This is a genomic window from Pseudomonas sp. G2-4, assembly GCF_030064125.1.
GTDB lineage: Bacteria > Pseudomonadota > Gammaproteobacteria > Pseudomonadales > Pseudomonadaceae > Aquipseudomonas.
Genome location: NZ_CP125957.1, coordinates 6,191,469 through 6,217,788, shown reverse-complemented (window position 1 = coordinate 6,217,788; position 26,320 = coordinate 6,191,469). Strand labels below are relative to the sequence as shown.

The following is a 26,320-nucleotide window of genomic DNA, read 5'->3' as shown; positions in this document are numbered from 1 at the left end:
GATGTGGGAGCGAGCTTGCTCGCGATGGCGATATGACAGGCCCAGGTTACAGCCGCAACAGCGTCTTCCAGGCCCGATTTTGATACACCGCAATCGCCTGCTGCTTGCGCGCATCCAGTGTTTCGTCGGTGATCGGTGCGTTCGCCAGGTGCGCCAGTTTGTTCAGCTCGCCATAGAGACGATCCATTTCCGGGATCTCCAGCACATGGCGGGCATGGTGCAGCCAGGCCTGGATGCGTTCGATGCGCGGCAGTTGCTCGGCCAGGTCTTCCGGCTGTTGCTGATAGCGCTGCAATTGCAGGGACGTGGACTCCTCGCCCAGCAGACGCGGCAGCCAGCTGCCCAGTTGCGCCGCCCCTTGGCGGTTGCCACGGGTGTTGCGCTCGGCGGTCCAGCTGCGGGCCAGCAGCCAGCGCGAAGTGTTGAGGGAGAACAGGCCCCAGCGTGGGTCTTGCAGCTCCTCAAGGAATTGCTCCGGCGCAGCCTTGCGGACGTCTTCGTCGTCCAGGCCAGCCTGGACCAGCGGGCGCCAGTCTTCCAGCAATGCGTCCAGGGCAACGCGCAAGTCGTGGGTCGATTGGCGCGGTGCGGCCTGGCCGAGGCTACTGAGCAGGGCGCGCAGTTCGGCAAGGTTTTCCACCCAGTCCTGCAACAGGCGCCAGTGACCGTTGAAGCGATATTGTTCGGCCAGGCGCTGGCTGCTGCCCAGCAAGTGCCAGCTCAGCGCGGCGAAGGCGTCGTCCAGCGGCATTTCGGCGGTCAGTTGCGGGGCCGGCAGGCTCAGGGCGTAGCTGTTCGCGTCGTGCAGGCGATAGCCGCGCTCGGCCTTGCTGATGTCGCAAGGCATCAAGGGCAGGGTGGCGGCCAGCTCGGCGGCCAACTCCAGCAGGGCGGCGGGCTCGCCTTCGCGCAGCTCCAGCTCCAGCTCGCAGATCTCTTCCTTCTGTTTGCCGACCACGACATAACCCAGGTCCAGCGCGGCTTCGATCACTACTTTGCTTTTGCCGCGGCCCCAGGCGATTTCGGCGCGTTCGCGGACAAAATCGGTGGTGAAGATGGCCTTGAGGGTTTTCTTGTCCAGTTCGACCAACGCCTCGGGCCAGCATTCGCCGTCGAGTTTTTTCAGGTCAAGCTTGGCTTTGGGCAGGTGCCAGTCGTACTCGTTGCGCTCGGACAGGCCGGCGATGCTCTGGCCGCGGGTCTTGAGGGTCTGGATCACTTCCTCGCCGTCGCGGCGCAGGCGCAGGGCGACCTTGGCCCGGGCCAGGTCACGCTCCGGCGTGTCGAAATACTGGTTCATCAGCTCATGGCGTTCCCAGCCACTTTTGTTGCGTTTTTTCAGCAGCGGGTGCTCACGCAGGGCTGCCAGGGTCTCGCGGCTGACGCGGAGTTTGATTTCGGTTTCTTTCTGCATGGCCGGAAAATCCAGGGATCGGGTGTGCAGCCGGGGGAAGGTGTGGCTGCCAAGGCCGTGCAGTGTACAGGACTCGTTCATCCTGCGCCCCGCGGCGGTTTCTTCCTTGCGCCGGATGGTTCTATGATGGACGTCAATTTGTAAGCCCGGAGTCAGCGATGCCTTTGCCGTCCATGAAAGATCAGTTCGCTGCCCTGATCGCCGCGCCATCGGTCAGCTGTACCCAGCCTGGGCTGGACCAGTCCAACAGTGCCGTGATCGAACTGTTGGCGGGTTGGCTCGGCGACCTTGGATTCTCCTGCGATATCCAACAGGTCAGCCCCGGAAAATTCAACCTGCTGGCCAGTTTCGGCAGCGGCCCCGGTGGCCTGGTTTTGGCCGGGCACAGCGACACGGTGCCGTTCGACGGCGCGTTGTGGCAGACCGATCCGCTGAAACTCACCGAGGTCGATGGCCGCTGGGTGGGCTTGGGCAGCTGCGACATGAAAGGTTTTTTCGCCTTGGCCATCGAAGCGGTCAAGCCCTTGCTGGACCAACCGTTTAAACAGCCGCTGCTGATCCTCGCCACCTGTGACGAAGAGAGCTCCATGGCCGGCGCCCGGGCCTTGGCCGATGCCGGGCGTCCATTGGGGCGCGCCGCCGTCATTGGCGAGCCGACCGGCCTCAGGCCGATTCGCCTGCACAAAGGCGTGATGATGGAACGCATCGATATTCTCGGGCGCAGCGGCCACTCTTCCGATCCGAGCCTGGGCCACAGCGCCCTCGAAGCCATGCACGATGCCATGGGCGAACTGCGCGGCTTGCGTCTGCAATGGCAGCGTGAATACCGGAACCCGCAGTTTACGGTGCCGCAGCCGACCCTGAACTTCGGCTGTATCCACGGTGGCGACAATCCCAACCGGATCTGCGGCCAGTGCTCCATGGAATTCGACCTGCGGCCCTTGCCGGGCATGGACCCGCAAGTGCTGCGGGCGGCGATCCAGCAGAAGCTCAACCCCATCGCCGAGCGGCACCAGGTCAAGATCGACTATGCGCCGCTGTTCCCCGAGGTGCCGCCGTTCGAGCAGGCCGAGGATTGCGAACTGGTGCGCGTGGCCGAACGACTCACCGGCTATCGTGCCGAAGCAGTGGCGTTCGGCACCGAAGCGCCTTATCTTCAGCGCCTTGGCTGCGAAACCCTGGTACTTGGCCCTGGCGATATCGCCTGCGCCCACCAACCGGGCGAGTACCTTGAAATGTCACGTTTACAACCTACCGTGCAATTGCTGCGGCAGTTGATCGGACATTATTGCCTGACGCCGGCCACGGCCGATTAAATTGCCCCCGTCCGGGCCCGTATTGATGAGGAGAGCGCGCGTGTCGCCAAGCCTGTTCCGACGATAACCACCAGCCTGCTGTGCGTTCTGTGTCGTCTTTATTTCGGCTGTTATTTATTACAGGTCCAGGTTCATGCCCGAATACGTCAATTGGCTTCGTCACGCTTCGCCCTACATCAACGCCCACCGCGATTGCACCTTCATCGTCATGCTGCCCGGCGATGGGGTGGAACACCCTAATTTCGGCAACATCGTCCATGACCTGGTGTTGCTGCACAGCCTTGGCGTGCGCCTGGTGCTGGTCCATGGCTCGCGTCCGCAGATCGAAACCCGCCTCGCGGCGCGGGGCCTGACGCCCCACTATCATCACGGCATGCGCATCACTGATGCCGCGACCCTGGAATGCGTGATCGATGCCGTCGGCCAGTTGCGCATCGCCATCGAGGCCCGCCTGTCCATGGACATGGCGTCCTCTCCGATGCAGGGTTCGCGGCTGCGCGTCGCCAGTGGCAACCTGGTCACCGCGCGGCCCATTGGCGTGCTGGAGGGCGTGGATTATCACCACACCGGCGAAGTGCGCCGGGTTGATCGCAAGGGCATCAACCGGCTGCTGGACGAGCGCTCCATCGTGCTGCTGTCACCGTTGGGCTATTCGCCCACCGGGGAAATTTTCAACCTCGCCTGTGAAGACGTCGCGACCCGGGCAGCCATTGACCTGGCGGCCGACAAATTGCTGTTGTTCGGCAGCGAGCAGGGGTTGATCGGCGAAGACGGCAGGTTAGTGCGCGAGTTGCGTCCGCAGCAGGTGGCGGGCCATATACAGCGCCTGGGCAGCGACTACCAGGCGGAGCTACTGGATGCCGCGGCCCAGGCCTGCCGTGGCGGTGTGGCCCGCAGCCATATTGTCAGTTACGTCGAAAACGGTGCACTGCTGGCCGAGCTGTTCACCCGCGATGGCAGCGGTACGCTGGTGGCCCAGGAACAATTCGAGGTGGTGCGCGAAGCGGCCATCGAAGATGTCGGCGGTTTGCTGGACCTGATCAGCCCGCTGGAAGAGCAGGGGATTCTGGTGCGTCGCTCCCGCGAAGTGCTGGAACGCGAGATCGAACAGTTCAGCGTGGTCGAGCGCGAAGGCATGATCATCGCCTGCGCGGCGCTGTACCAGATCGCCGATTCGGACGCCGGGGAGCTGGCCTGCCTGGCGGTGAATCCGGAGTACCGCCACGGTGGACGGGGTGATGAACTGCTGGAACGGATCGAAACCCGGGCTCGTGCCAAGGGGCTCAAGACCCTGTTCGTGCTCACCACCCGCACCGCCCACTGGTTCCGTGAGCGGGGCTTCGAGCCGAGCAGCGTCGACCGGTTACCGGCCGCGCGGGCGTCGCTCTACAACTATCAGCGCAACTCGAAGATCTTCGAAAAAACCTTGTAGGCGGCCTTAAGAAAACTTGCGCAGCCGCGATCTTCTTGATTTCAGACAATGAGCAGCTAGTCTGGAACACGTCAAGATCGCGGCATGCGGGAGCTGTCGTGACAGGATCGAAGGCGCAGGAGGCGCGGTAACCTATCTCGTCGCCAAGTATTCGCGGGCCTCGTAAATTCCCGACGAATCATCGTTCAGTAAATTCCCTGCGTTGCCGATAAGTCATGTCACGGCCTGATGGTGCTGTGATGGCACCCATATGTCGAAATGAGCTGAAAACTACTGAAACAATTCTTTTTGGAATTATAAAGAATCCATTATCCTGCGGGCCGGTGTAGCAGGGTTAGACCATAGTCGTAGTCACAAATGGTTACGATTGACTTGCAAGTCACGGTCTGGCGCTAATCGCGCATCCGCGGATTCCGGGCGTTCGATCCGGAGCCACAGATACACAAGAATTAGAAAACGAGAGGAGCGAAGCATGAACAAGTCCACCTTGGCACTGGCCGTGGCCGTTGGGGTTTTGGCCCAGCAGGCAAGCGCCGCTGGTTTTATTGAAGACAGCAAGGCGTCTGTCAGTTCCCGCACCCTGTACTTTGATAACGATAACCGTGAAGGCGCTGCAGACCAGCGTGAGACGGCTACTGGCCTGAAGTTCGACTACAAGTCCGGCTTTACTCAAGGCGTTGTTGGTTTTGGTATCGATGCCCAGGCCTTAGTTGGTATCCATCTCGATGGTGGTAAAGGCCAGCATCCGAATAGCAACACCTTCGTTCCGAGTGACACAGACGGTTCGGCTGTACATAACTGGAGTCGTCTGTCGGGTAACGTAAAGGCGCTTTTCTCCAAGACCGAAGCCCATCTGGGTGGCGCCTTGGCGCCAAACCTGCCGATTCTGGTTGCCAGTGATGGTCGTCTGCTGCCGCAAACCTTTGATGGCGGCACCATCACCTCCAAAGAAATCGACAATGTGACTATCAACGCCGGTCAGTTGGAACATGCTGTTGGCCGTGCGTCTAGCAACAGGACCGGTTTGGCGGTATCTGGTGGTAGCGAGGAAAGCAATCAGTTCCGCTACGCTGGTGCTGACTGGAAGGTCACCAAAGACCTGACCCTGCAGTACTACTATGCCAACCTGCAGGACTACTACAAGCAGCACTTCCTGGGTGCTGTACATGTTTTCCCAATCACTGAAGGCCAGTCGTTCAAGACCGACCTGCGTTACTTCGACAGCAGTTCGGATGGCCGCAACGGCGATGCGGGCTATAGGTTCGATAACAACGGTGGCTATGCCAAGAACCCAGGGGAGGTCGATAACAAAACCTGGAGCGCCATGTTCACCTACACCCTGGGTGGCAGTGCCTTCATGTTGGGTCATCAGCAAGTCGGTGATGACGGTGGTTTCGTTTACCTGAACCAGGGCAGCGTGCTTGACGGCAACGGCCGAAATGAAGGTGCCGGTGGTTCGAGCTTCTACCTGTTCACCGATAGCATGATCAACGCATTCGTCCGTGCCGGTGAAAACACTACCTTCGGTCAATACTCCTATGACTTCACCGGTCTGGGCGTTCCTGGCCTGAAAGCCGCCGTGGCCTACTTGCATGGTGAAAGCATCAAGGCCACGACCGCTGGTGGTAGCGATTCGTCCGAGTGGGAACGCGACATGCGCTTGGATTACGTCGTCCAGCAAGGTGCTCTGAAAGGTTTTGGTACCACCCTGCGTCACGGCTCTTATCGCGGTACCGGTAGCGGTTCCGGCGCCGACCGTGATCAGACCCGCCTGATCTTCAACTACACTTACAACTTCATGTAAGACGTAGCGAAGCAAAAAAAGCCCCGCCCGGCAGCACGCCGGGCGGGGCTTTTGCGTTTTTGGGCACGTAGCAGGTTCCGCTCCGTGCTCCCACCGTTATCGCGCGGACTCCGACGCGTCCTTACGCAGGATGAACGCGCTGAACGCCAGGAAATCCCCCAAGTGCTGGGTAATGATCGCAACCATGATCGGCAGTTGCAGAGCTTGATAGTCATGCACGGCGATGTTCCTGAAGCCCACCATGTTCTTCAGAATTTTCACCAAACCTTCTTCCACCCAGCCACTTTGGAAAAGCAACTCGAACACATCCCGGGAGCTTTGCGGGACACCCAATCGCTCACGTCGAATCAAATGCTGCCCCATATCCAGCGCCGCTTCACATGCACGCTGGATATTCAGAACAGCCGAATCCTGGCGAGTGAAATCAGTGGCGAAGGTAGTGGGATCCTTCTCGTATTCCTCCCGCACCCGGGCGACGCAACGCTCGATACTCGCTGCTTTATTGATCAGTACGTCATCGGCCATACACGCTGCCTTCTTCCTGAATATCCTTGAGCAGGCCTGCCCGAGCCTCGTCGAGAGCGGTCTTTTCGCTGAGAATAAAACACTCGAACAACCCCGCCTGTACGTCTCTGGCCCAGAGTCTCTGGCCTCGGGTCACGACCTGATATTGCATGACGGTGGTCGCCGCACGTAGGTCAATCAGATCCACCGGACTGCCAGCGATATCCGCCAAATCCCCTGAAAGCTGCCATAACGACACAGGGTCAACCTCGCCGGACAAGAGCACAGCCAAATCGACATCACTGTCAGGCCCGGCGGTGCCCTGTGCATGGCTACCGAACAGGTAAACCGCAAGCAGACCGGGGAGATGGTTTTGCAGATGAGTCAACAAGGCTTGAGCGTTCATGTTGCCTATCCTAGCCGCTCGTCCTGAAATCGCGTCAACAATTTCCGTAGTGTGGGTACAAAACAAAAAAAAGCCCCGCCCGGCAACACGCCGGGCGGGGCTTTTGCGTTTTCGGGTCAGGCCCACCCCTGTAGCCTTTCCCGAACCTTCTCCTCTTTTCAGCAACTCGAGGCCATCTCGAACCTCGCTGAAGATCTTGGGGCGGTATGCGAAATGGCGCCAGTGAACAGTTTTTTATATTCCGTAAAGATATAAATAAATGGGTATTCATTCTTTTTAAAGCAATCGAAACCGGTGCAAAGTTGGGCTCACAATCACCTCATCCCAGGAGCCGCACCATGAGCCTCAGACTCGGCGACATCGCCCCCGACTTCGAACAGGATTCCAGCGCTGGCAAGATCCGCTTCCATGAATGGCTCGGTGACAGTTGGGGCGTGCTGTTTTCCCACCCGGCGGACTTCACGCCGGTGTGCACCACCGAGCTGGGTTTCACCGCCAAGCTCAAGGATGAGTTCGCCAAGCGCGGGGTCAAGGCCATTGCTCTTTCGGTGGACCCGGTGGATTCGCACCAGAAATGGATCGAGGACATCAACGAAACCCAGGGCACCGTCGTCAATTTCCCGATCCTGGCCGACGCCGACCGCAAGGTTTCTGACCTGTACGACCTGATCCACCCTAACGCCAGCGATACCTTGACCGTGCGCTCGTTGTTCGTGATTGACCCGAACAAGAAGGTTCGCCTGACCATTACCTATCCGGCCAGCACTGGGCGCAATTTCAACGAAATCCTGCGGGTGATCGATTCCTTGCAACTGACCGACAACTACAAAGTCGCCACCCCGGCCAACTGGCAGGACGGTGATGAAGTGGTGATCGTGCCGTCGCTCAAGGATGAAGAGGAGCTCAAACAGCGCTTCCCCAAAGGTTATCGCGCCGTGAAGCCCTACCTGCGCCTCACCCCGCAGCCCAACCGCTGAGGCAAAACCTGAACCTGAACCTGTGGGAGCGAGCTTGCTCGCGATAGCGGTGTATCAGTCGCCATCGACGCTGGCAGATCCGACGCTATCGCGAGCAAGCTCGCTCCCACAGGGGGGGGCTCTGTGCACCAAGGGTTTTGGCCGTTTCGACGGCCTTTTTTTTGCCTTGAAAAACGCCAATCGCATATCTCTATATCGTATAAGTAAATGAATAAATATGATTTAAAGATATATAAATCCCCTGTTATGGTTTGCCCATACAGCGAGATCGCCCGCCGCGAATCGCACGTGACATTAAGGAATGCTCGGCATGTTGGTCGTCTCACTCGGTGGCAGTCCCAGTCAACGCTCCCGTTCCGGAGTGCTACTGGAGCGTTCGCAGCGCTGGTTGCAGCAACAAGGTGTGGAGGTCGTCAGCTATCAGGTGCGCGATTTCCCGGCCGAAGACCTGCTTCATGCCCGCTTCGACAGCCCGAAGGTGGTCGACCTGCTCCAGCAGATTGAAAATGCCGACGGCCTGCTGATCGCTACGCCGGTCTACAAGGCGTCTTTTTCCGGTGCGCTGAAGACCGTGCTGGACCTTCTGCCCGAACGGGCCCTGGCCCATAAGGTGGTGTTGCCCATGGCCACCGGCGGCAGCATCGCCCACATGCTGGCGGTGGATTACGCCCTCAAGCCGGTGCTGTCGGCGCTCAAGGCCCAGGAAATGCTCCATGGGATTTTTGCCGAAGACAGCCAGATCGCTTATGGCGAAGGCAGCGCCCAGGCGCAATTGGCGCCGGCCCTGCAACAACGCCTGGACGAAGCCCTTGAGCAGTTTTTCAGCGCCATGGCCCGTCGCCCAAGGCCATTGGACCCCGGCGTGTTGAACGAACGTTTGTTGAGTGCTCGCTGGAGCATCTGAACCCTGTAATCCCTGATTCAACTCACCTTACTCAGCCGTCAACGGCCCAGCAGGTGCAGCCAAAACCCCACAGCAAAAAGGAGAGGCGCCATGCGCACTGTCATTTTGCGTCGCGGGCTGGTCGCTCTGTTTGCTGCGGCTGTGTCCTTCGGCGTCGTTACCCAGGCTCAAGCCGAGACTTTGCGGATCGGTTATCAGAAATACGGCACCCTGGTGCTGCTCAAGGCCAAGGGTTCTTTGGAGAAACGCCTCGCCGCCCAAGGCGTAGACGTGCAATGGACCGAATTCCCCGGCGGTCCGCAACTGCTTGAAGGCTTGAACGTCGGCTCCATCGACTTCGGCGTGACCGGTGAAACTCCGCCGGTGTTCGCCCAGGCGGCGGGCGCCGATCTGCTCTACGTCGCCTACGAGCCGCCAGCGCCCGCCAGCGAGGCCATCCTGGTGCCCAAGGGGTCTCCTATCCAGTCGGTGCAAGACCTCAAGGGCAAGAAAGTTGTGCTGAACAAGGGCTCCAACGTTCACTATCTGCTGGTGCGGGCGCTGGAAGATGCCGGCCTCAAGTATTCCGATATCCAGACCGTTTTCCTGCCGCCGGCCGACGCCCGCGCCGCGTTCGAGCGTGGCAGCGTCGACGCCTGGGTGATCTGGGATCCGTACCAGGCTGCTGCCGAACAACAGCTGCAGGCGCGCACCCTGCGTGATGGCAAGGGCATCGTCGACAACCATCAGTTCTACCTCGCCACCCAACCTTATGCGCAAAAAAATCCCCAGGTCATCACCGCCTTGGTGGAAGAAGTACGCGCGGTGGGCGAGTGGTCCAGGGCCAACCCTGAAGACGTGACCAAACAGGTATCGCCGCTGCTCGGCCTGCCTGCCGACATCACCCTCACGTCGGTGAAGCGCCAAGGCTACGGGGCGTTGTTCCTCACGCCGGAAGTGGTGGCGGCGCAGCAGAAAATCGCCGACAGCTTCTACCAGCTCAAATTGATTCCCAAGCCCTTGAGCATCAAGGACGTGATCTGGACGCCGCCGGCAGCCGTTGCGACCGCGCAATAATTCGATTCCTTAGGAGACCACTCCATGAGCCTCAATATTTTCTGGTTCCTGCCTACCCATGGTGACGGCCATTACCTTGGCACCGCCGAAGGCGCCCGCGCCGTCGATCACGGCTACTTGCAACAGATCGCCCAGGCGGCGGATCGACTGGGTTTTGGGGGCGTGCTGATTCCCACCGGGCGTTCCTGCGAGGACTCCTGGCTGGTGGCTGCTTCGCTGATTCCGGTGACCCAGCGCCTGAAGTTTCTTGTTGCCCTGCGCCCCGGGATCATTTCCCCGACGGTGGCGGCGCGTCAGGCGGCGACCCTGGACCGGTTGTCCGGTGGGCGTGCGCTGTTCAATCTGGTGACCGGTGGCGACCCCGACGAACTGGCCGGCGACGGCCTGTTCCTGGACCATGAGCAGCGCTATCAGGCGTCGGTGGAATTCACCCGCATCTGGCGCCGGGTGTTGGAAGGCGAGACTGTGGATTACGACGGCGAACACATCAGTGTGAAGGGCGCCAAACTGCTCTATCCGCCGATCCAGCAACCGCGTCCGCCGCTGTATTTCGGAGGCTCGTCGGAAGCTGCCCAGGACTTGGCGGCTGAGCAAGTGGAAATGGTGCTGACTTGGGGCGAGCCGCCCGCAGCCGTTGCGGAAAAAATCGCCCAGGTGCGCGCCAAGGCGGCGAAGCTCGGGCGTACCGTACGTTTCGGTATCCGCCTGCATGTGATCGTGCGGGAAACCAATGCCGAAGCTTGGCAAGCGGCCAACCGGCTGATTTCCCACCTGGACGACGAAACCATCACCCGGGCCCAGGCCTCCCTGGCGCGATTCGATTCGGTGGGCCAGCAACGCATGGCCGCCTTGCACGGTGGCAGCCGCGACAAGCTGGAAGTCAGCCCCAACCTCTGGGCCGGTGTCGGCCTGGTTCGCGGCGGTGCCGGTACGGCGCTGGTGGGCGATGGCCCGACCGTGGCGGCGCGGGTCAAGGAATACGCTGAGCTGGGGATCGACACGTTCATCTTCTCCGGTTATCCACACCTGGAAGAGTCTTACCGTGTGGCGGAGCTGCTGTTTCCGCACCTGGACGTGGAGCGTCCGGAACTGCCGAAAAGCCAGGGTTATGTGAGCCCCTTCGGTGAAATGGTCGCCAACGACATCCTTCCTAAAGCCGCGTCCCAGAGCTGAGGCGGCCATGAAAAAAGTTATCCACAACCTGGCCCCGTGGGCGGTGCCGCTGTTGCTGCTGGCGGTCTGGCAACTGTCGGTGTCGGCGGGCTGGTTATCCACACGGATCCTGCCGGCACCCGTGGCTGTGATCGAAGCCGGGGTGAGCCTGGTACGCAGCGGCGAGATCTGGACACATCTGGCCATCAGCAGTTGGCGGGCAGCGGTCGGCTTCTTGATCGGTGGCGGCATCGGCCTGGCCCTGGGTTTCATCACTGGCCTGTCGAAATGGGGTGAGCGTCTGCTGGACAGTTCGGTGCAAATGGTCCGGAACATCCCGCACCTGGCGCTGATTCCGCTGGTGATCCTGTGGTTCGGCATCGACGAGTCGGCGAAGATTTTCCTGGTGGCCCTGGGCACGCTGTTTCCGATCTACCTCAACACCTACCACGGGATCCGCAACGTCGATCCGGCACTGGTGGAAATGTCCCGCAGCTATGGCTTGTCCGGTTTCAGCCTGTTTCGCCAAGTGATCCTGCCGGGGGCCTTGCCTTCGATCCTGGTGGGTGTGCGGTTTGCGTTGGGCTTCATGTGGCTGACGCTGATCGTGGCGGAAACCATTTCCGCCAGCTCCGGCATTGGTTACCTGGCAATGAATGCCCGGGAATTTTTGCAGACCGATGTGGTGGTGCTGTCGATTCTTCTCTACGCCGTACTCGGCAAATTGGCCGACCTTGCAGCCCGTGGGCTTGAGCGGGTCTGGCTGCGCTGGCATCCGGCGTATCAAGTGAACAAGGGAGGTGTCGCATGACCGCCCAACAACCTCCGCGCCTGCTGCGAGGCATCCCGCTGGCGGTGCGCAAGCTGCAAAAAACCTTCGGCTCGCGCCAGGTGCTGCGGGAGATCGATCTGCATATCCCTGCCGGGCAGTTCGTCGCCGTGGTGGGTCGCAGCGGTTGCGGCAAAAGTACCTTGCTGCGCTTGTTGGCTGGCCTCGATCAGCCCACGGGCGGCGAGCTGTTGGCCGGCTCGGCGTCTTTAAGTGACGCACGGGAAGACACCCGACTGATGTTCCAGGAGGCACGTTTGCTGCCCTGGAAAAAAAACATCGATAACGTCGGCCTCGGCCTCAAAGGCAACTGGCGGCCGCAAGCGTTGCAGGCACTGGACGCGGTGGGCCTGGCTGATCGCACCCATGAGTGGCCGGCGGCGCTGTCCGGCGGACAGAAGCAACGGGTGGCCCTGGCCCGCGCGCTGATTCATCAACCGCGCCTGCTGTTGCTCGACGAACCCTTGGGCGCGTTGGACGCCCTGACCCGCATCGAGATGCAGCAACTGATCGAGCGCTTGTGGCAGCAACACGGATTTACCGTGCTGCTGGTGACCCATGACGTCAGTGAAGCCGTGGCAATCGCCGATAGGGTGATCCTGATCGAGGACGGCCAGATCGGCCTCGATTTGCTCATTGACCTGCCACGTCCAAGGATTCGCGGCTCTCACCGTCTGGCAACTTTGGAAGCCGAAGTCCTCAACCGCGTGCTGTCCTTACCTGGCCAACCGCCGGAACCCGAACCCGTTTCACCCTTGCCCACGCAATTGCGTTGGGCTCAATAATTCATCCAGACAGGAATCGACACCATGACTATCAAAGCCATCAACGTACGCAACCAGTTCAAAGGCACCATCAAGGAAATCGTCGAAGGCGACGTGCTGTCGGAAATCGACGTGCAAACCGCCTCCGGCATCGTCACCTCGGTCATCACCACCCGCTCGGTCAAGGAGTTGGAACTGGTGATTGGCAGCGAAGTGATTGCTTTCGTCAAATCCACCGAGGTGTCTATCGCCAAGTTGTGAGCGATGCTTCATCACCTGCAGCCCCGGATGGCGTGAGTCTTTCGGGGCTCTTTGTATTTTAAGCGGCATTTAAATGCGCTTTATTTGATTTAAAGTGCTCTATAAAGCTCTTTATGTTCGATGTTTTTAGCCGGATTATCATATTAAGGGGTGCTATAGTGCGTCTTATCTAAGTCTTAGCAGCCTCAGGGCGCCTCTTATGAACGATTTTTTTCCTATCGACTGTTCCGACAACCTCCTGACGATTGGCTCTCTCGTCAAAAGCCGGCGCCTGCAAAATCGGCAACGACAAAAGGATCTGGCGGCCTCGTTGGCCATTTCCGAAAGAACCGTGCGCAAGATCGAGGCTGGAGATCCTTCCGTGGAACTGCGTTCGTTCATGCTGGTTCTATGGCAATTAGGGCTGACCCAAGAAGTTTTCCAGAGCCGCCAGCAGATTGAAGCGTCGTCCCTCGCTTCGGCTCAAGTATCACGCAACGCTCGTGTGCGATTGGTCAACGCCAAAGGGGACTTCTGATGTCTCGCGCCTACATCTATATGGAAGATCCCGAAAGTACGGAGATACTCACATTAGGCCGATTAAGTATCGACAACGGTCGAGGTGAGTTTGTCTACGATCCCGACTATGTTGCCAACCGCAAATGGGTACCTGACCCCATCCGCTATCCACTGCGTGTGCAACCCTTTACGGGTATCACCACTAATCGTGGGGTGCCGGGCTTCATCCACGACGCAATGCCCGATGGTTGGGGCGAGCGGGTTCTGCAAGATCTTCATCGTACGGATCTGAGCGCTGTCGATTATTTGCTCAAATCACCTAACAATGATCGCGCTGGTAACCTGATGGCGGGAGCGACCCGGCATCCGCCCCCAGGCATCGGCCAGGAAGCATTGCCGTCCCTGAAAGGTCTGGCTGCATTTATTGAAGCCACTGAAGCCATTTTCGATAACCAACTCGATGATGAGGCGATCAGAACCCTCAAGTTGCGCAGGCAACGGTCCTCCCTTGGTGGGGCCAGGCCCAAGCGGACGTTGCAGGATGAAGGCGCGTTGATTCTCGCCAAGCCGCGTGACCGCTATGACAGTTGCGATATTCCGGCGTTGGAGCATGCATGCATGACATTTGCAGCGCTCAAAGGGCTGAGCGTTGCGAAAACAGCGCTATATGTCGACACACCGTCAACACTGCTGGTCAAACGCTTCGACCGGTTTCCGTTGGCCGAGGCCGCTCGTCGCATACCGATGCTGAGCGCCCTGACCTTACTGGATGCCGATTGGCGATCCAACGATCACAGCGCGTGGGTTTATGCCGGGTTCGCCAACGAAATGAAACGACGCGGGGTTCCGGACGAAGACCTGCATGAGCTGTTCAAGCGCATGTGTTTTAACGCCTTGGTGGGTAATGACGATGATCATCCCAAAAATCACGCCATCCTCTGGCTCAAAGGTCGTTGGCAACTGGCGCCGATGTACGACGTAGTGCCGGGCCTCGACGGGTCGTCACCGCCTAATCTCTCAATGGCGGTCGGCAGGCATGGGCGAATGATCACGCGAGAGAACCTGTTGAGTCACTGCGCACACTTCGCCTTGACGCTTGAGCAGGCGGCCGACGCTTTGGATGAAGTGATCAGTTGGGAGGCTGAGCTCGTCGAGCATTACGCGAGACTGCTGGGAGGCGTCGAGTTGGAGTTAGCCGTTGCCGCCATGGGTGCCTCTCGCATGAGGAACTGATCAGCTCATCAGACGGCTTCACGCTTGGGCAAATACGGCGGCAGGTACAACCCCAGGTAGGCATCGAACACCCGCATGCCTTCCTCGGCCATGCGCGGGGTGATCTGGTTGTGTTGGTGCACCGAGCGGGCGTAGACGCGGTCACCCAGTTCCATGGCCAGGGCGAACACATCGACATCGGAGGGCAAGGTCGGCAACTTGAAATGGCGGTCGAACAGTTTATGCATCAGGTCGCTCAACTCGAGGTCATGCTGACGGTCGGCCTGGGTGACTTCGGTCAGGCCGTGCTGGGCCAGGATCAGTTGGCGGGCGGCGGCGTCCTGGCTGTAGATGGTGAGCATGCGTTGCTCCACTAACCGTGACAGGTCGTGCCAGTGGTTCAGTGCGTCGTGATCGATCGGGGCCTGCAGACAGGCACGAAAGGCCGCGTGCACGTCGGCGGTCAGGGCTTCGAGCAGGGCCGGAACGCTGGCGAAGAAGTGATACACGGAGGAGGGCGGGATCTCGGCGCGTTCGGCGACGCTGTAGATCGACAGGCTGGCCACGCCTTCGGCAGCAAGCAGCGTACGGGCGGCGTCGAGAATCGAGTCGATCCGGGCCTGGCTGCGTGCGCGGGGTTTGCGAGGGGTGGCGATGCGCGTCATGGCGGTCTCCTGCGGGGCTGGCGGGCATTGTACGCAGAGCGGGCGGTGGGTCCATAGCGGTGCTTGTGAGGAAAGAAATCCCTGTGGCGAGGGAGCTTGCTCCCGCTGGGCTGCGAAGCAGCCCCGAAGTCAGTCACTGCGGTGCTTCAGGTTGACCGGTTTAGCTTTTTTGGGGCTGCTGCGCAGCCCAGCGGGAGCAAGCTCCCTCGCCACAGAGTGTTGTGAGCAGCCATAAAAAACGCCGCGGCCCTTAAGAAGGGTCGCGGCGTTTTTCTTTACAGCAACCGCTTACACGGTATGCAGGTACCAGTTGTACTCAAGGTCGGAGATGGAGTGTTCGAACTCCTCCAGCTCGCTTTCCTTGCAGGCCACGAAGATATCGATGTATTTCGGATCGATGTACTTGGCCATGACTTCGCTGTCGTCCAATTCGCGCAGGGCATCGCGCAAGTTGTTCGGCAGGCTTTGCTCGTTCTGCTCGTAACTGTTGCCTTCCACCGGCGCACCGGGCTCGATCTTGTTGGTCAGGCCATGGTGCACGCCTGCCAGCACGGCCGCCATCAACAGATACGGGTTGGCGTCGGCGCCCGCGACGCGGTGTTCCAGGCGCACGGCATCGGCGGAGCCGGTGGGTACGCGCAGGGCCACGGTGCGGTTGTCCAAGCCCCAGGTCGGCGAGTTCGGCACGTAGAACTGAGCACCGAAACGACGGTAGGAGTTGACGTTCGGGCAGAGGAAAGCCATCTGCGCCGGTAGGGTCTCGAGCACACCGCCGATCGCGTGACGCAGTGCGGCGTTCTGCTCGGGATCCTCGCTGGCAAAAATATTCTTGCCATCCTTGTCCAGAATCGAAATATGAACGTGCAGACCGTTGCCCGCCTGGCCCGGATAGGGCTTGGCCATGAAGGTCGTGTCCATTTCATGGTCGTAGGCGATGTTCTTGATCAGACGCTTGAGCAGTACCGCGTAGTCGCAGGCCTTGATCGGGTCGGCCACGTGGTGCAGGTTCACTTCGAACTGCGCCGGGGCACTTTCCTTGACGATGGCGTCGGCGGGAATGCCTTGCTCTTTGGCCCCTTCCAGAATGTCCTGGAGGCAATCGACATATTCGTCGAGGTCGTCGATCAGGTAGACCTGTGTCGAGTGCGGGCGTTTGCCGGAGATCGGCGAGCGGGGCGGTTGTGGGCGTCCATTCACGTTCTCCTGGTCGATCAGGTAGAACTCAAGCTCGAATGCGGCGCAGATGGTCAGGCCGAGTTCATCGAACTTGGTCACGACTTGGCGCAGGACTTCGCGAGGGTCGGCGAAGAAAGGTTCACCTTCAAGTTCGTGCATGGTCATCAACAGTTGCGCAGTGGGGCGCTTCTGCCAAGGTTCATTGCACAGGGTGTCAGGGATTGGATAACAGATTCGGTCAGCGTCGCCGATGTCCAGGCCCAGGCCGGTGCTTTCCACCGTCGAACCATTGATATCCAGAGCAAATAGAGAGGCCGGCAGGTTGATGCCTTTCTCGTAAACCTTGTGGAGGCTGGTGCGTTCGATGCGCTTGCCGCGCACCACACCATTCATATCCGCAATTAGAAGGTCAACGTACAGAACCTCAGGATGTTCCTTAAGGAACGCGTTCGCTTCGTTAAGCTGAACGGCACGCGGGGGTACCGACATGATGCAACACCTTTGTTGTTAAAAATATCAATCATTGATCTCTTCGAAAGCCAGTCAACCCGAACGGCATGCCGAAGTCAAGCAGGGCCTTTTTTGCCCTAAAAAAGCACCTGCAGGGCTTTTTTGAGGCAATTTAGGGCGTTTTTTCCCCTTTCGCGGGCTTGGCGCCCGCAGGCTTGAGCGGGCCGTGTTGTATTTTTTACGGGGGTGTTGTGTAAAAAAATGAACAAGGCTAAGCTCGATTAAAACCCATAACAGCAATAATACCGGGGTGCTTCATGTCTCGCCTGCCGTTAATCGGCGTCACCACCTGCTCCAAGCAGATCGGTCTGCATGCTTATCACACCAGTGGCGATAAATATTCCCGGGCTGTCGCAACAGCCGCCAAGGGCTTGCCAGTGCTGATCCCGTCCCTGGCGGATCTGATCCCACCGTCCGATATTCTGGACGCCCTGGACGGCATTCTCTTTACCGGCTCTCCTTCAAATATAGAACCTTTTCATTATCAGGGCCCAGCCAGCGCGGCGGGCACTGCTCATGATCCTGCACGGGATGCCACCACCCTGCCGCTGATCCGCGCCGCCGTCGATGCGGGCGTGCCGGTGCTGGGCATCTGCCGTGGTTTCCAGGAAATGAACGTAGCCTTTGGCGGCAGCCTTTACCAAAGAGTTCATGAAGTCGGAACCTTCATCGACCATCGTGAAGACGACACACAATCGGTGGACATTCAGTACGGGCCGGCTCACGCCATGCATATCCAGCCGGGCGGTATCCTCGCGGGCCTGGGGTTGCCGCCGGTGATTGACGTCAACTCGATCCACGGCCAGGGCATCGAGCGCCTGGCGAGCGGCCTGCAGGCCGAAGCGCTGGCACCGGATGGCCTGATCGAGGCGGTCTCGGTGACACAAGGCAAGGCTTTTGCTTTAGGTGTGCAGTGGCACCCTGAATGGGAGGTAAGCTCGAATCCGCACTACCTTGCGATTTTCCAGGCATTTGGCGATGCCTGCCGAGCAAGGGCAACACAACGCGACGCCGATGCGTCAACCAACGCCTGACTACTAATAGCAGCCAGGAAACTCACGCCTAGAGGCATTTATGAGTAACAACCTCGACCAGCTCACCGATTGGTTGAAAGACCATAAGATCACAGAAGTCGAATGCATGATTGGCGACCTGACCGGCATTACCCGGGGCAAGATCTCGCCGACCAACAAGTTCATTGCAGAAAAAGGCATGCGCCTGCCCGAGAGCGTCCTGCTCCAGACCGTTACGGGCGACTACGTCGAAGACGACATCTACTACGAACTGCTCGATCCGGCCGACATCGACATGATCTGCCGTCCGGACGAAAACGCAGTGTTCCTTGTGCCCTGGGCCATCGAGCCCACCGCCCAGGTTATCCACGACTCCTACGACAAGCAGGGCAACCCCATCGAGCTGTCGCCGCGCAACGTGCTCAAGAAGGTGCTCAAGCTCTACGCCGACAAGGGGTGGCAGCCGATCGTGGCGCCGGAAATGGAGTTCTACCTGACCAAGCGCAGCGACGACCCCGATTTCCCACTGCAGCCGCCCATTGGCCGCTCCGGTCGCCCGGAAACCGGTCGCCAGTCGTTCTCCATTGAAGCGGCCAACGAATTCGACCCGCTGTTCGAGGATGTCTATGACTGGTGCGAATTGCAGGAGCTGGACCTCGATACCTTGATCCACGAGGACGGCACGGCGCAGATGGAAATCAACTTCCGTCATGGCGATGCCCTGTCCCTGGCGGACCAGATCCTGGTGTTCAAGCGCACCATGCGCGAAGCGGCCCTCAAGCACAACGTGGCGGCCACCTTCATGGCCAAGCCCATGACCGGCGAGCCGGGCAGCGCCATGCACTTGCACCAGAGCATCATCGACAAGGACACCGGCAAGAACGTCTTCTCTAATGAAGATGGGTCCATGAGCGAGCTGTTCTTGAACCACATCGGCGGTTTGCAGAAATTCATCCCCGAGCTGTTGCCGCTGTTCGCCCCCAATGTCAACTCGTTCCGCCGCTTCCTGCCTGATACCTCGGCGCCGGTGAACGTGGAGTGGGGCGAAGAGAACCGCACCGTGGGCCTGCGGGTACCCGATGCCGGGCCGCAGAACCGCCGGGTGGAAAACCGCCTGCCGGGCGCCGACGCCAACCCGTACCTGGCGATTGCCGCCAGCCTGTTGTGCGGCTATATCGGCATGGTCGAAGGCCTCAACCCGAGCGCCCCCGTCGTGGGTCGAGGGTACGAGCGCCGCAACCTGCGCCTGCCGTTGACCATCGAAGATGCTCTGGAGCGCATGGAAAACAGCGCCACCATCGAGAAATACCTGGGCAAGAAATTCATCACAGGCTACGTCGCGGTCAAGCGGGCCGAGCATGAAAACTTCAAGCGCGTCATCAGTTCGTGGGAGCGGGAATTCCTGCTCTTTGCCGTCTGATGCGCCGGGCGACGCTGCCTCGCGCAGCGTTGCCCTCACCGATATAAAGGAGAATTCGCATGACCCGCAACAATCCGCAAACCCGTGAATGGCAGGCCCTGAGCAACGATCACCACCTGGCGCCGTTCAGCGACTTCAAACAGCTCAAAGAGAAAGGCCCGCGCATCATCACCCACGCCAAGGGTGTCTATCTCTGGGACAGCGAAGGCAACAAGATCCTCGACGGCATGGCCGGCCTCTGGTGCGTGGCGATCGGCTACGGTCGCGACGAGCTGGCCGATGCGGCCAGCCAACAGATGCGTGAGCTGCCTTATTACAACCTGTTCTTCCAGACCGCCCACCCGCCTGTGCTGGAACTGTCCAAAGCCATCGCCGACATTGCCCCTGAAGGCATGAACCATGTGTTCTTCACCGGTTCCGGCTCTGAGGGCAACGACACCATGCTGCGTATGGTCCGCCACTATTGGGCGATCAAGGGCCAGCCGAACAAGAAAGTCATCATCAGCCGCAAGAACGGTTATCACGGTTCGACCGTGGCCGGCGCGAGCCTGGGTGGCATGACCTACATGCACGAACAAGGCGACCTGCCAATCCCGGGTATTGTCCACATCGCCCAGCCGTACTGGTTCGGTGAAGGCGGCGACATGAGCCCTGAAGAGTTCGGCGTATGGGCGGCCAATCAGTTGGAAGAGAAAATCCTGGAGATCGGCGTGGACAACGTCGGTGCCTTTATCGCCGAGCCGATCCAGGGCGCGGGCGGGGTGATCGTGCCGCCGGACAGCTACTGGCCGCGGATGAAGGAAATCCTCGCCAAGTACGACATCCTGTTCGTGGCCGACGAAGTGATCTGTGGCTTTGGCCGCACCGGTGAGTGGTTCGGTACCGACCATTACGGGTTGAAACCGCACATGATGACCATCGCCAAGGGCCTGACCTCCGGCTACATCCCCATGGGTGGCCTGATTGTGCGCGATGACGTGGTCGCGGTGCTCAACGAAGGTGGCGACTTCAACCACGGGTTTACCTACTCCGGGCACCCAGTGGCCGCTGCGGTCGCCCTGGAAAACATCCGCATCCTGCGCGACGAGAAGATCATCGAGCGCGTCCACGGCGAAACGGCACCCTATTTGCAGAAGCGTCTGCGGGAACTGAACGATCATCCGCTGGTGGGTGAAGTGCGCGGTGTCGGTTTGCTGGGGGCAATCGAACTGGTTCAGGACAAGGCCACGCGCAAGCGCTACGAAGGCAAGGGCGTGGGCATGATCTGCCGGCAGTTCTGCTTCGATAACGGGCTGATCATGCGCGCGGTGGGCGACACCATGATCATTGCGCCGCCGCTGGTGATCAGCAAGGCCGAGATCGATGAACTGGTGACCAAGGCGCGACTGTGCCTGGACCTGACTCTCAGTGCGTTGCAGGGCTAAGTGCTAGGCTCTGAGCGAGGTGCCTGCAAGGGTCTCGCCCAGTGTGAACAAAAGGCTGGGCTTTTGTTGAAAGCCTGCCCTGTAACTTGCCAGACTACCGACTGTTCAAGTTGCCTGCGAGCCGGCTGCTGAACGTGGCTAAAAAGAATAACCGGAGCATCAATCCATGAAGGCATTAGGTATGAAGATAGCTGGCAAGACTCTCCTGGCCATGTCCCTGATGGGCGTGATGGCGGGTGCCGCTCAGGCGGACGATAAAGTGCTGCACGTCTACAACTGGTCCGACTACATCGCGCCGGACACCGTCGCCAAGTTTGAGAAAGAGTCGGGGATCAAAGTCGTCTACGACGTGTTCGACAGCAACGAAACCCTGGAAGCCAAGTTGCTGGCCGGCAAGTCCGGCTATGACATCGTGGTGCCGTCGAACAACTTCCTGGCCAAGCAGATCAAGGCCGGGGTCTACCAGAAACTCGACAAGTCCAAGTTGCCTAACTGGAAAAACCTCAACACCGACCTGCTCAAGGCTGTTTCGGTGAGCGACCCGGGCAACGAACACGCCTTCCCGTACATGTGGGGTTCGATCGGCATCGGCTTCAACGCCGAAAAGGTCAAGGCTGCCCTGGGGGCCGACGCGCCAACCAACTCGTGGGACTTGCTGTTCAAGCCTGAGAACGCCGCCAAGCTGAAATCCTGCGGCATCAGCTTCCTCGACTCGCCGACCGAGATGATCCCGGTGGCGCTGCACTACCTAGGTTATCCGACCGACAGCCAAGACAAGAAGCAGCTGGCTGAAGCCGAGGCGCTGTTCCTCAAGATCCGTCCTTCGGTTGGTTACTTCCATTCGTCCAAGTACATCTCTGACCTGGCCAACGGCAACATCTGCGTAGCGGTCGGCTATTCGGGCGACATCTACCAGGCCAAGTCCCGTGCTGCCGAAGCCGGTGGCAAGGTCAACGTCAGCTACAACATTCCGAAGGAAGGTGCTGGCAGCTTCTTCGACATGGTCGCCATCCCTAAAGATGCCGAAAACGTCGAAGGTGCCTACAAGTTCATGACCTTCCTGCAAAAGCCGGAAATCATGGCTGAAATCACCGACACCGTGAGCTTCCCGAACGGTAACGCGGCGTCTACGCCGCTGGTCAGCAAGGAAATCACCAGCGACCCGGGCATCTACCCGCCAGCGGACGTGCAAGCCAAGCTCTACGCGATTGCCGACCTGCCAGCGGCGACCCAGCGAATCATGACCCGCAGCTGGACCAAGATCAAATCCGGTAAGTAAGCCGGCCTGAAGTACCTTCCTGTTGTCGCTGTCATCGTGGCGGGGGCAACAGGAGCAATTAAATAACTAAAAGTTTTGCTGGATCGGTTTATCGAGGGTAAGTTGCGCGCCGGTTTTGTTGCTGGGCCCATCGCGGCCAGGTAACGGGGGCAACTTGGGCCCAACTATTTAAGAGGACCTCCACGTGCCAGTCTTTTCTTTGTTACGCAACGCCTTGCTGGTCGGCGCCGGCCTGACGCTCGCCGTCAGCGTCCAGGCTGCTTCCACCGTGCATATTTATAACTGGTCGGACTACATCGGCGAGACCACCCTGGCGGACTTCGAAAAAGCCAGTGGCATCAAGCCGGTGTATGACGTGTTCGATTCCAACGAAACCCTGGAAGGCAAGCTGCTGGCCGGGCGTACCGGTTACGACGTGGTCGTGCCGTCCAACCACTTCCTGGGCAAGCAGATCAAGGCCGGGGCATTCCAGAAGCTCGACAAGTCGCAGCTGGGCAATTACGCCAACCTCGATCCTTCGCTGCTCAAACGCCTGGAAAAGAACGATCCAGGCAACCAGTACGCCGTGCCTTACCTGTGGGGCACCAACGGCATCGGCTACAACGTCGAGAAGGTCAAGGCGGTCCTGGGCGTCGAGAAAATCGATTCGTGGGCCATGCTGTTCGAGCCGGAAAACATCAAGAAACTCTCCAGCTGTGGTGTTTCGTTCCTCGACTCAGGCGACGAGATGATCCCGGCGATGCTCAATTACCTGGGGCTGGACCCCAACAGCGAAAACCCTGAAGACTATAAAAAGGCCGAGGCTCAGCTCCTCAAGATCCGGCCTTACGTGACCTATTTCAACTCCTCCAAATACATCTCGGATCTGGCCAACGGCGAGATCTGCGTGGCCGCCGGTTTCTCCGGCGACATCTTCCAGGCCCGTGCACGTGCCAGTGAGGCCGGCAAAGGCGTCGACATCGCTTATGTGATCCCCAAGGAAGGCGGCAACCTCTGGTTCGACATGCTGGCGATCCCGCGCGACGCCACCAACGTCAAGCAAGCTCACGCATTCATCAACTATTTGCTCAAGCCTGAGGTGATCGCCCAGGTCAGCGACGTCGTCGGTTATGCCAACCCGAACCCCAAGGCTGGCGAACTGATGGACCAGAAAGTACGCACCGACGAAGCGGTTTATCCACCGCAAGCGGTCGTCGACAAGCTCTACGTCAACTCCGAGTTGCCGCCCAAGATTCAACGACTCATGACCCGCAGCTGGACCAAGGTCAAGTCGGGTAAATAGCGTTAAGCGCTTTAACTATTCCAGGTTCGCCCGTGTGGGCGAACTGTAAATTCTGTGGGAGTTTCGTAAATGGCAGTTGCCTCCGGCGCCTATAAGAAAGCCCTCGAGGGCGACCAGACACCCAAACAGGTGTTGGTCAAAATCGACCGGGTCACGAAAAAATTCGACGAGACGATTGCCGTGGACGATGTGTCCCTGGAAATCAAGAAAGGCGAGATCTTCGCCTTGCTCGGCGGTTCGGGATCGGGCAAATCCACCTTGCTGCGCATGCTGGCCGGTTTCGAGCGGCCCACGGAAGGGCGTATTTTCCTCGACGGTGTGGACATCACCGACATGCCGCCGTACGACCGGCCGATCAACATGATGTTCCAGTCCTACGCCTTGTTCCCCCACATGACCGTGGCGCAGAACATCGCCTTCGGCCTGCAACAGGACAAGATCCCGAAGGCCGAGGTCGACGCCCGTGTGGCCGAAATGCTCAAGCTGGTACAGATGAGCCAGTACGCCAAGCGCAAGCCGCACCAGCTCTCTGGCGGTCAGCGCCAGCGCGTGGCCCTGGCCCGTTCCCTGGCCAAGCGGCCAAAGCTGTTGCTGCTCGACGAACCGATGGGTGCCCTGGACAAGAAGCTGCGCTCGCAAATGCAGCTTGAGCTGGTCGAGATCATCGAGCGAGTCGGGGTGACCTGCGTGATGGTGACCCACGATCAGGAAGAGGCCATGACCATGGCCGAGCGCATCGCGATCATGCACCTGGGCTGGATCGCCCAGATCGGCAGCCCGATCGACATCTACGAAACCCCGACCAGCCGGCTGGTCTGCGAGTTCATCGGCAACGTCAACATCTTCGAGACCGAGGTGGTGGAAGACGCCGAGGGCCACGCCGTGCTGACCTGCAAGGACCTGGACCGCAACATCTATGTAGGCCACGGCATCAGCACCTCGGTGCAGGACAAGTCCGTGACCTACGCCATTCGCCCGGAAAAACTGCTGGTCACCGCCGAGCAGCCGACCTGCGACCACAACTGGTCCAGCGGCAAGGTCCATGACATCGCCTACCTGGGCGGCCACTCGGTGTTCTACGTCGAGTTGCCAAGCGGCAAGCTGGTGCAATCCTTCGTCGCCAACGCTGAACGCCGTGGCCAGCGACCGACCTGGGGCGACCAGGTATTCGTCTGGTGGGAAGACGACAGCGGCGTGGTACTTCGCTCATGAACATGCGCAAATTCAAACGCCGACTCGACCGAATAACGCCCGGTGGCCGTCAATTGGTCATTGGGGTGCCCTTCATCTGGCTGTTCCTGTTCTTCATGCTGCCGTTCTTCATCGTCCTGAAGATCAGCTTTGCCGAAGCCGACGTGGCCATCCCGCCGTACACCGAGATCTACAGCTACGTCGACCAGAAGCTGCAGGTGCTGCTCAACCTCGCCAACTACGCGATGCTGAGCGAGGACGAGTTGTACATCGCCGCTTACCTCGGCTCGCTGAAAATGGCCCTGATCAGCACGGTCTTGTGCCTGCTGATCGGCTACCCGATGGCCTACGGCATTGCCAACGCCCGCAAAGAGATGCAGACGGTGCTGGTGCTGTTGATCATGATGCCGACCTGGACCGCGATCCTGATCCGCGTCTACGCGTGGATGGGTATTCTCAGCAACAACGGCCTGCTCAACGGCTTTTTGCTGAGCATGGGCTGGATCAGTGAACCGCTGCAGATACTCAACACCAACCTGGCGGTGTATATCGGGGTCGTCTACTCCTATCTGCCGTTCATGATCCTGCCGCTGTACGCCAACCTGGTGAAGCATGACGCCAGCCTGCTGGAAGCCGCATCCGACCTGGGTTCGAGTACGTTCAACAGTTTCTGGAAAATCACCGTGCCGCTCTCCAAGAACGGCATCGTCGCTGGCTGCATGCTGGTGTTCATCCCCGTGGTGGGCGAGTTTGTGATCCCTGAACTGCTGGGTGGCCCGGAAACCCTGATGATCGGCAAAGTGCTGTGGCAGGAATTCTTCAACAACCGTGACTGGCCGGTGGCATCCGCCCTGGCGGTGGTGATGCTGGCGATCCTGATCGTGCCCATCATCCTGTTCAACCGCAGTCAGGCCAAAGAAATGGAGGGCAAGGAATGAAGCGCTTCAGTTTTTCAAGCCTGATGCTGGTGCTGGGTTTGCTGTTCATCTACGCGCCGATGCTGATCCTGGTGATCTACTCGTTCAACGCCTCGAAACTGGTGACGGTGTGGGGCGGCTGGTCGATCAAGTGGTACGTCGGCCTGTTGGACAACAGCCAACTGATGGGCTCGGTCATGCGTTCGCTGGAGATCGCCTGCTACACCGCGATTGCCGCAGTGGCCCTGGGTACGCTGGCGGCCTTCGTGCTGACCCGCATCACCCACTTCAAGGGCCGCACGCTGTTCGGCGGCCTGGTCACCGCGCCGCTGGTGATGCCGGAAGTGATCACCGGTCTGTCGCTGTTGCTGCTGTTCGTGGCCATGGCGCAGATGATCGGCTGGCCCCAGGAACGAGGCATCGTCACCATCTGGATCGCCCACACTACGTTTTGCGCGGCTTATGTGGCGGTGGTGGTCTCGGCGCGCTTGCGTGAGCTGGACCTGTCCATCGAAGAGGCGGCCATGGACCTCGGTGCGCGGCCGTGGAAGGTGTTCCTCCTGATCACCATCCCGATGATCGCGCCATCGCTGGCGGCGGGGGGCATGATGTCGTTCGCGTTGTCCCTTGACGACCTGGTGCTGGCGAGCTTCGTCTCCGGGCCGGGCTCGACGACATTGCCGATGGAAGTGTTCTCGGCGGTGCGCCTGGGTGTGAAACCGGAAATCAACGCTGTGGCGAGCTTGATCCTGCTGGCGGTGTCGCTGGTGACCTTCCTGGTCTGGTACTTCAGCCGCCGCGCCGAAGAAAACCGCAAGCGGGCGATCCAGCAAGCCATCGAGGAAAGCGCTGCCGACTCCTGGAAACAGCCGGATATACGCCGGGCCGAGACCGCACCGGTCTAACCCGACACT

The 26,320-nt window shown here is 59.7% G+C and carries 25 protein-coding genes; 20 read left to right on the top strand and 5 right to left on the bottom strand.

Going from position 1 to position 26,320, the window contains the following annotated elements; genetic code table 11:
• Window positions 1-46: 46 nt before the first annotated feature.
• A complete protein-coding gene (locus QNH97_RS27370) occupies window positions 47-1,414 on the bottom strand; it encodes a CYTH domain-containing protein (protein ID WP_283557561.1) in 1,368 nt (455 codons plus the stop codon).
• Window positions 1,415-1,572: 158 nt separating this feature from the next.
• Between QNH97_RS27370 and argE the strand changes: the two genes are divergently transcribed.
• From argE to QNH97_RS27355, 3 genes are all read left to right on the top strand, one after another.
• On the top strand, window positions 1,573-2,730 hold the full coding sequence (gene argE, locus QNH97_RS27365) for an acetylornithine deacetylase (protein WP_283554724.1): 1,158 nt from the start codon (window positions 1,573-1,575) through the stop codon (window positions 2,728-2,730).
• Between the two features lie 133 nt (window positions 2,731-2,863).
• Window positions 2,864-4,162: an amino-acid N-acetyltransferase gene (gene argA / locus QNH97_RS27360; protein ID WP_283554723.1), complete on the top strand. Its 1,299-nt coding sequence runs from the start codon at window positions 2,864-2,866 to the stop codon at window positions 4,160-4,162.
• A gap of 472 nt (window positions 4,163-4,634) precedes the next feature.
• Window positions 4,635-5,966 (top strand): OprD family porin, encoded by a 1,332-nt coding sequence (locus QNH97_RS27355; protein ID WP_283554722.1) that lies wholly within the window; start codon window positions 4,635-4,637, stop codon window positions 5,964-5,966.
• A 96-nt stretch (window positions 5,967-6,062) separates the two neighbouring features.
• On the opposite strand, the gene hepT is transcribed toward QNH97_RS27355, so the two are convergent.
• Window positions 6,063-6,491: a type VII toxin-antitoxin system HepT family RNase toxin gene (gene hepT, locus QNH97_RS27350; protein ID WP_283554721.1), complete on the bottom strand. Its 429-nt coding sequence runs from the start codon at window positions 6,489-6,491 to the stop codon at window positions 6,063-6,065.
• Window positions 6,481-6,876, bottom strand: a complete 396-nt coding sequence (gene mntA / locus QNH97_RS27345) for a type VII toxin-antitoxin system MntA family adenylyltransferase antitoxin (protein ID WP_283554720.1) — start codon at window positions 6,874-6,876, stop codon at window positions 6,481-6,483. The genes hepT and mntA overlap by 11 nt, the downstream gene beginning before the upstream one ends.
• Before the next feature lie 338 nt (window positions 6,877-7,214).
• On the opposite strand from mntA, the gene QNH97_RS27340 reads away from it, so the two are divergent.
• The 9 genes from QNH97_RS27340 (at window position 7,215) to QNH97_RS27300 (ending at window position 14,550) form a co-directional block, all read left to right on the top strand.
• Window positions 7,215-7,853, top strand: a complete 639-nt coding sequence (locus tag QNH97_RS27340; protein ID WP_283554719.1) for a peroxiredoxin — start codon at window positions 7,215-7,217, stop codon at window positions 7,851-7,853.
• A 310-nt stretch (window positions 7,854-8,163) separates the two neighbouring features.
• The gene (ssuE, locus tag QNH97_RS27335; RefSeq protein ID WP_283554718.1) at window positions 8,164-8,757 is read left to right on the top strand and encodes an NADPH-dependent FMN reductase; all 594 of its coding nucleotides are present in this window, start codon (window positions 8,164-8,166) and stop codon (window positions 8,755-8,757) included.
• Window positions 8,758-8,847: 90 nt separating this feature from the next.
• Window positions 8,848-9,813 (top strand): sulfonate ABC transporter substrate-binding protein, encoded by a 966-nt coding sequence (locus tag QNH97_RS27330; RefSeq protein ID WP_283554717.1) that lies wholly within the window; start codon window positions 8,848-8,850, stop codon window positions 9,811-9,813.
• Between the two features lie 24 nt (window positions 9,814-9,837).
• Window positions 9,838-10,986, top strand: coding sequence for an FMNH2-dependent alkanesulfonate monooxygenase (gene ssuD, locus QNH97_RS27325; protein ID WP_283554716.1), 1,149 nt, complete (start codon window positions 9,838-9,840; stop codon window positions 10,984-10,986).
• A 7-nt stretch (window positions 10,987-10,993) separates the two neighbouring features.
• Window positions 10,994-11,776, top strand: a complete 783-nt coding sequence (gene ssuC, locus QNH97_RS27320; RefSeq protein ID WP_283554715.1) for an aliphatic sulfonate ABC transporter permease SsuC — start codon at window positions 10,994-10,996, stop codon at window positions 11,774-11,776.
• A complete protein-coding gene (ssuB, locus tag QNH97_RS27315) occupies window positions 11,773-12,579 on the top strand; it encodes an aliphatic sulfonates ABC transporter ATP-binding protein (RefSeq protein WP_283554714.1) in 807 nt (268 codons plus the stop codon). Before ssuC ends, ssuB begins: the two co-directional genes overlap by 4 nt.
• A 24-nt stretch (window positions 12,580-12,603) precedes the next feature.
• Window positions 12,604-12,819 (top strand): TOBE domain-containing protein, encoded by a 216-nt coding sequence (locus QNH97_RS27310; protein WP_003213899.1) that lies wholly within the window; start codon window positions 12,604-12,606, stop codon window positions 12,817-12,819.
• Window positions 12,820-13,018: 199 nt separating this feature from the next.
• The gene (locus QNH97_RS27305) at window positions 13,019-13,336 is read left to right on the top strand and encodes a helix-turn-helix domain-containing protein (RefSeq protein ID WP_283554713.1); all 318 of its coding nucleotides are present in this window, start codon (window positions 13,019-13,021) and stop codon (window positions 13,334-13,336) included.
• A complete protein-coding gene (locus tag QNH97_RS27300; RefSeq protein WP_283554712.1) occupies window positions 13,336-14,550 on the top strand; it encodes a type II toxin-antitoxin system HipA family toxin in 1,215 nt (404 codons plus the stop codon). The genes QNH97_RS27305 and QNH97_RS27300 overlap by 1 nt, the downstream gene beginning before the upstream one ends.
• Before the next feature lie 8 nt (window positions 14,551-14,558).
• Here the strand turns inward: QNH97_RS27300 and QNH97_RS27295 are convergent, their stop codons facing one another.
• Entirely contained in the window at window positions 14,559-15,194 is a 636-nt protein-coding gene (locus QNH97_RS27295; RefSeq protein WP_283554711.1) for a TetR/AcrR family transcriptional regulator, read from the bottom strand.
• Between the two features lie 288 nt (window positions 15,195-15,482).
• Window positions 15,483-16,859, bottom strand: coding sequence for a glutamine synthetase family protein (locus tag QNH97_RS27290; protein ID WP_003177396.1), 1,377 nt, complete (start codon window positions 16,857-16,859; stop codon window positions 15,483-15,485).
• A gap of 278 nt (window positions 16,860-17,137) precedes the next feature.
• On the opposite strand from QNH97_RS27290, the gene QNH97_RS27285 reads away from it, so the two are divergent.
• The 8 genes from QNH97_RS27285 (at window position 17,138) to QNH97_RS27250 (ending at window position 26,311) form a co-directional block, all read left to right on the top strand.
• Complete coding sequence (locus QNH97_RS27285; RefSeq protein ID WP_283554710.1) at window positions 17,138-17,914, top strand: gamma-glutamyl-gamma-aminobutyrate hydrolase family protein; 777 nt, start codon at window positions 17,138-17,140, stop codon at window positions 17,912-17,914.
• 40 nt (window positions 17,915-17,954) lie between these two features.
• Window positions 17,955-19,313, top strand: a complete 1,359-nt coding sequence (locus QNH97_RS27280) for a glutamine synthetase family protein (protein WP_283554709.1) — start codon at window positions 17,955-17,957, stop codon at window positions 19,311-19,313.
• Between the two features lie 59 nt (window positions 19,314-19,372).
• Window positions 19,373-20,737 (top strand): aspartate aminotransferase family protein, encoded by a 1,365-nt coding sequence (locus tag QNH97_RS27275; RefSeq protein ID WP_283554708.1) that lies wholly within the window; start codon window positions 19,373-19,375, stop codon window positions 20,735-20,737.
• 181 nt (window positions 20,738-20,918) lie between these two features.
• On the top strand, window positions 20,919-22,016 hold the full coding sequence (locus QNH97_RS27270) for a polyamine ABC transporter substrate-binding protein (RefSeq protein ID WP_283557560.1): 1,098 nt from the start codon (window positions 20,919-20,921) through the stop codon (window positions 22,014-22,016).
• A 184-nt stretch (window positions 22,017-22,200) separates the two neighbouring features.
• The gene (locus QNH97_RS27265; RefSeq protein WP_283554707.1) at window positions 22,201-23,298 is read left to right on the top strand and encodes a polyamine ABC transporter substrate-binding protein; all 1,098 of its coding nucleotides are present in this window, start codon (window positions 22,201-22,203) and stop codon (window positions 23,296-23,298) included.
• A 69-nt stretch (window positions 23,299-23,367) separates the two neighbouring features.
• The gene (locus QNH97_RS27260; RefSeq protein ID WP_283554706.1) at window positions 23,368-24,510 is read left to right on the top strand and encodes an ABC transporter ATP-binding protein; all 1,143 of its coding nucleotides are present in this window, start codon (window positions 23,368-23,370) and stop codon (window positions 24,508-24,510) included.
• Window positions 24,507-25,427, top strand: coding sequence for an ABC transporter permease subunit (locus QNH97_RS27255; protein ID WP_283554705.1), 921 nt, complete (start codon window positions 24,507-24,509; stop codon window positions 25,425-25,427). Before QNH97_RS27260 ends, QNH97_RS27255 begins: the two co-directional genes overlap by 4 nt.
• A complete protein-coding gene (locus QNH97_RS27250) occupies window positions 25,424-26,311 on the top strand; it encodes an ABC transporter permease subunit (RefSeq protein WP_283554704.1) in 888 nt (295 codons plus the stop codon). Before QNH97_RS27255 ends, QNH97_RS27250 begins: the two co-directional genes overlap by 4 nt.
• The last annotated feature ends 9 nt before the right edge of the window (window positions 26,312-26,320 follow it).